The sequence below is a fragment of the Actinokineospora sp. genome (assembly GCF_050699995.1).
Taxonomy (GTDB): Bacteria; Actinomycetota; Actinomycetes; order Mycobacteriales; family Pseudonocardiaceae; genus Actinokineospora.
This window is the reverse complement of the sequence record NZ_JBOHGC010000531.1, coordinates 1-3,219: the sequence shown is the minus strand read 5'-3', so window position 1 is coordinate 3,219 and position 3,219 is coordinate 1. Positions and strand designations below refer to the sequence as shown.

At 69.3% G+C, this 3,219-nt stretch carries 4 protein-coding genes and 1 pseudogene; 1 reads left to right on the top strand and 4 read right to left on the bottom strand.

The window, feature by feature from the left end:
• Positions 1 to 17: 17 nt before the first annotated feature.
• A pseudogene (gene sufC / locus ACRDSQ_RS26280) lies at positions 18 to 155 on the top strand (Fe-S cluster assembly ATPase SufC); the annotation flags it as partial.
• A gap of 2 nt (positions 156 to 157) precedes the next feature.
• Here the strand turns inward: sufC and ACRDSQ_RS26275 are convergent.
• The 4 genes from ACRDSQ_RS26275 to ACRDSQ_RS26260 all read right to left on the bottom strand — a co-directional run.
• Positions 158 to 817 (bottom strand): extensin family protein, encoded by a 660-nt coding sequence (locus ACRDSQ_RS26275; RefSeq protein ID WP_431424639.1) that lies wholly within the window; start codon positions 815 to 817, stop codon positions 158 to 160.
• Entirely contained in the window at positions 814 to 1,644 is an 831-nt protein-coding gene (locus ACRDSQ_RS26270) for a hypothetical protein (protein WP_431424637.1), read from the bottom strand. The genes ACRDSQ_RS26275 and ACRDSQ_RS26270 overlap by 4 nt, the downstream gene beginning before the upstream one ends.
• Before the next feature lie 301 nt (positions 1,645 to 1,945).
• Complete coding sequence (locus ACRDSQ_RS26265; RefSeq protein ID WP_431424636.1) at positions 1,946 to 2,857, bottom strand: C40 family peptidase; 912 nt, start codon at positions 2,855 to 2,857, stop codon at positions 1,946 to 1,948.
• Between the two features lie 16 nt (positions 2,858 to 2,873).
• A partial coding sequence (locus ACRDSQ_RS26260) for a CHAP domain-containing protein (protein ID WP_431424635.1) occupies positions 2,874 to 3,219 on the bottom strand: 346 nt, incomplete at its 5' end.

Sequence of the window (3,219 nt, the reverse complement as noted above, 5' to 3'; positions counted from 1 at the left end):
AGTCCACCAGGGCCTAGTCGATCGCCGGGCACCCCAAATACCTGGGCTCCTCGGGTCATGTGCTGCTCGACGGCTCCGAGGTGCTCTCGATTTCTGTGTACGAAAGCGCCCGAGCGGGCTTGTTCCTCGCCATGCAGTATCCGGCCGACCCGCCGCGTCAGAACGTCTGGTTCGCGAAGCCCTTCGTGGCGATCTTCGACAGCATCGACTGCCACGCCGCCGAGCTTGTGTGTGGATCACCCGTGATGGCGAGCGCTGATTTGGCTCCGTTGAAGGCGTTCTGGGTGTTGGTTCCCCAGATGCCGTCCACGACCAGCCCCGAACCCCGGAAGTTGTTGCACATCGCCTGGACGAACTTGGTGTCGCTCTCCGAACTCTTCACGCACAGCACCGGCAGCCCGCCGAAGTCGGAGTGGATGTGGTCGGCGTGCGCGGAGTTGTACCAACCGTCCAGCGCGTACCGGAATCGCCTGCGGCACACGGCGTCCACGGCCAGGTAGCGCTTGCGGAGCGACGCCGTGCTGGAGGCGTGGTGTTGGTCCAGCGGGCTGCTGACCTGCCCGCCGCTCCAGCGGACGTAGTCGAGGTCCATCGCCGTGCCCGTGCCGTGCTGGCCGGGCTTGTTGACGTAGAACCCGGCCGACACCAGGTACGTCACGCTGCCGTACGCCGCCGATAACGACCGCAGGTCCCGGACCCAGAGCACGAGTTTGTCGTAGAACTCCTGGGTGCACTGCCAGTTCCGCAGCGTCGTGTTGCCCCGGCTGGAGCGCCAGTAGTAGACCGGCGTGCCGTCGATTCGCTGGAAGGTGATCATCGGACCTCCGCCGTCTGGAGCTTGCCGTCGATCAGCCAGTACGAGACGCGGCCCCGGTGGGTGCGGACCAGGCCGACCGCGTGGGACCGGTCGGGGACTCCGGCGGGGCCGCGGCCCGCGCCGACGGTGCCCGCGAGGGCGGCGGAACCGCCGATCGCGTTGCCGACCCAGCGGACCGAGCCGTCGTCGAGGACGCCCTGCACGGCGGCGTCGTCGAGCCTGCCCGCGGCGAGTTCGGACCACGTGGTGCCGTTCGACGACACGTGGAGCACGGTCTCCTGCGACCCGATGGCACCCGCGAGCCAGCCGCCGCGACCCACCGCGAGGGTGGTGACGTAGGCGGTCGCCGCCAGGCCGGCGACCGCGCCGAGGCTCCAGTTCGCGCCGAGCCTGCGGGCGGCGATGGCGCCCCGCGGGACGTCCTCGCCGGAGAGGTCCGAGCCCAACGCCATCGCCTCGCTCGGGTTCGAGGCAATGGCGGTGAACATCGACCGCCTTCCGCGCAGGCGCAGGACTTCGCGCCAGGCAAGGCCGTCGGCGGAGGACCACAGCGCGGCCTCGCCGTCGATCGAGCCCGCGGCCAAGGCGCCGCGCGCGTCGGTGGCGACGTCGAGGACGAGTGCGCCCGCGAGTCCGGTGGTGGCCTTGGCGCCACCGTCGTCGCCGATGAGCACCCAGCGGGAGTCCTGTCGGCACAGGACCTGTGGGCTGTCGCCGACGACCGCCACGCCCGCGCAGATGTCGACTTCGGCGGCCGCCGCGGCGAGTCCGGCGCCCGGTCCGACCGCCGCGACGGCCGCGAGGCCCGCCGCGCCGATCACGAACATCCGGCGGCTGATCCGATCTGGTTCATCAGGTCCCAATTCAGCTGATGTTTGCACGGGAAACCCTTCGGGGATAAGGGAAAAGTGCACACGACAAGCACGAGCTGTTAGTGGAGGATTGGCACGACAGTTCCGAGTGTAGGACCCGACGATCTACTTGGGATACGTCCGTTCTGACCAATCTGGACCACCTGGCTACGCCAAAAAGCCCTGCCGGTGTGGGCACCGGCAGGGCCTTGAGGGTCGGCGGTCGGGACCGCACTGGGGGACGCGATCTCCGCGACCGCCGACGTCCCCGGGGCGGCTAGATCACGCGGATCGCGTGTGCGGTCCAGCTGGACTGGCCGTAGAGCTCCTTGATCCGCACGCTGTTGCCGTTGCGCGGCCAGGAGGCCTCGATCAGCTTGCCGTCACCGACGTAGATGGCCACGTGGGTCGTCGTGCTGGGCTTGTCGCCGTCGCCCCAGAAGATCAGGTCGCCCGGCTCGAGCTGGTTGAGCGGCACCTTCTTGCCCGACGTGTACTGCTGGGTCGTGGCGGGGCCGATGTCGATGCCCGCGCCCTTCCAGAAGGCGTACAGCGTGAAGCCGGAGCAGTCGTACCCGTAGCGGTAGTAGTCGTCGCCGCCCTCACGCTGGCGGTGCTCGACGCCGTAGGACGGGCCGCCCTTGCCGCCCGCGCCCCACGAGTACAGGTAGCCCTTGCCCGTCTGGGACTTGGCCGCGTCGAGGACGCGCTTGATCTTCTCGGCGCGGGTGCCGGTCGTCGGGCCCGCCGGGCCGTTGTTGCGTCCGTGGACCTTCTTGCCGCCGCCGTCGGAGCTCTCGTCACCGCAGCGCGGGACGCCGGGCGCCCAGCCGTCGGTGCCGGTCTTGACGTACTTGTCCGGCACCCACCAGCCGTCGCTGGTGTAGTCCCAGATCTCGCCGGAGGCGCTGGACTGGCACTTGACCGGGACCAGCTGGCCCGCCTTGTAGGCGTTGTACTTGTGGCCGGGCGCGTTGGCGTCCTGGCCCTTCTTCTTGCGGCCGTTGATGTCGACCTTCGCCGGGAAGCCCTTGGGCTTGATCGCCGGGTCGATCTCGAAGTCGGCGTCGGTGAACTCGCCGTCGGCGGCCACCGGGGCGGGCGACGGCGTCGGGTCGGCCGTGCCGCAGGCGGTCAGGCTGAGTCCGGCGATCATCGCCACGGCCAGGATCTTGGTGCTGGTTCGCATCGTCATAGTCCCTGTGTCACCAGTCGGCGGGCATGTAGGCCCAGCCGAGGTAGTCGGAGCGGTTGCGGAAGTGGTTGTCCTGGTAGACCTTCGGCCCGGTGCTGATCGCCTTGTTGTCGCCGATCGAGAGCATCACGTGGCCCCACTTGGTGGTGCTGCGGAAGAACACCACCGAGCCGGCCGGCGGGACGGAACCCGTGTGGATGCGGCCGCGCGCCTTCTGCCACTCGTAGTGCGTCATCGCCGAGTACTGCTTGCCGGACGTGCCGACCGAGCGCTCGACGAACAGCTCGCACTGGTTGTTCCAGTCGGTCGCGCCGAGACGGGCCCGGGCGAACGCGATGGCTTCCTTGGCCCGCGGG

Excerpts from the sequence above, each read along its gene's own strand:
- ACRDSQ_RS26275 (WP_431424639.1), bottom strand. The coding sequence starts at position 817 with ATGATCACCTTCCAGCGAATCGACGGCACGCCGGTCTACTACTGGCGC.
- ACRDSQ_RS26270 (WP_431424637.1), bottom strand. The coding sequence starts at position 1,644 with ATGTTCGTGATCGGCGCGGCGGGCCTCGCGGCCGTCGCGGCGGTCGGA.
- ACRDSQ_RS26265 (WP_431424636.1), bottom strand. The coding sequence starts at position 2,857 with ATGCGAACCAGCACCAAGATCCTGGCCGTGGCGATGATCGCCGGACTC.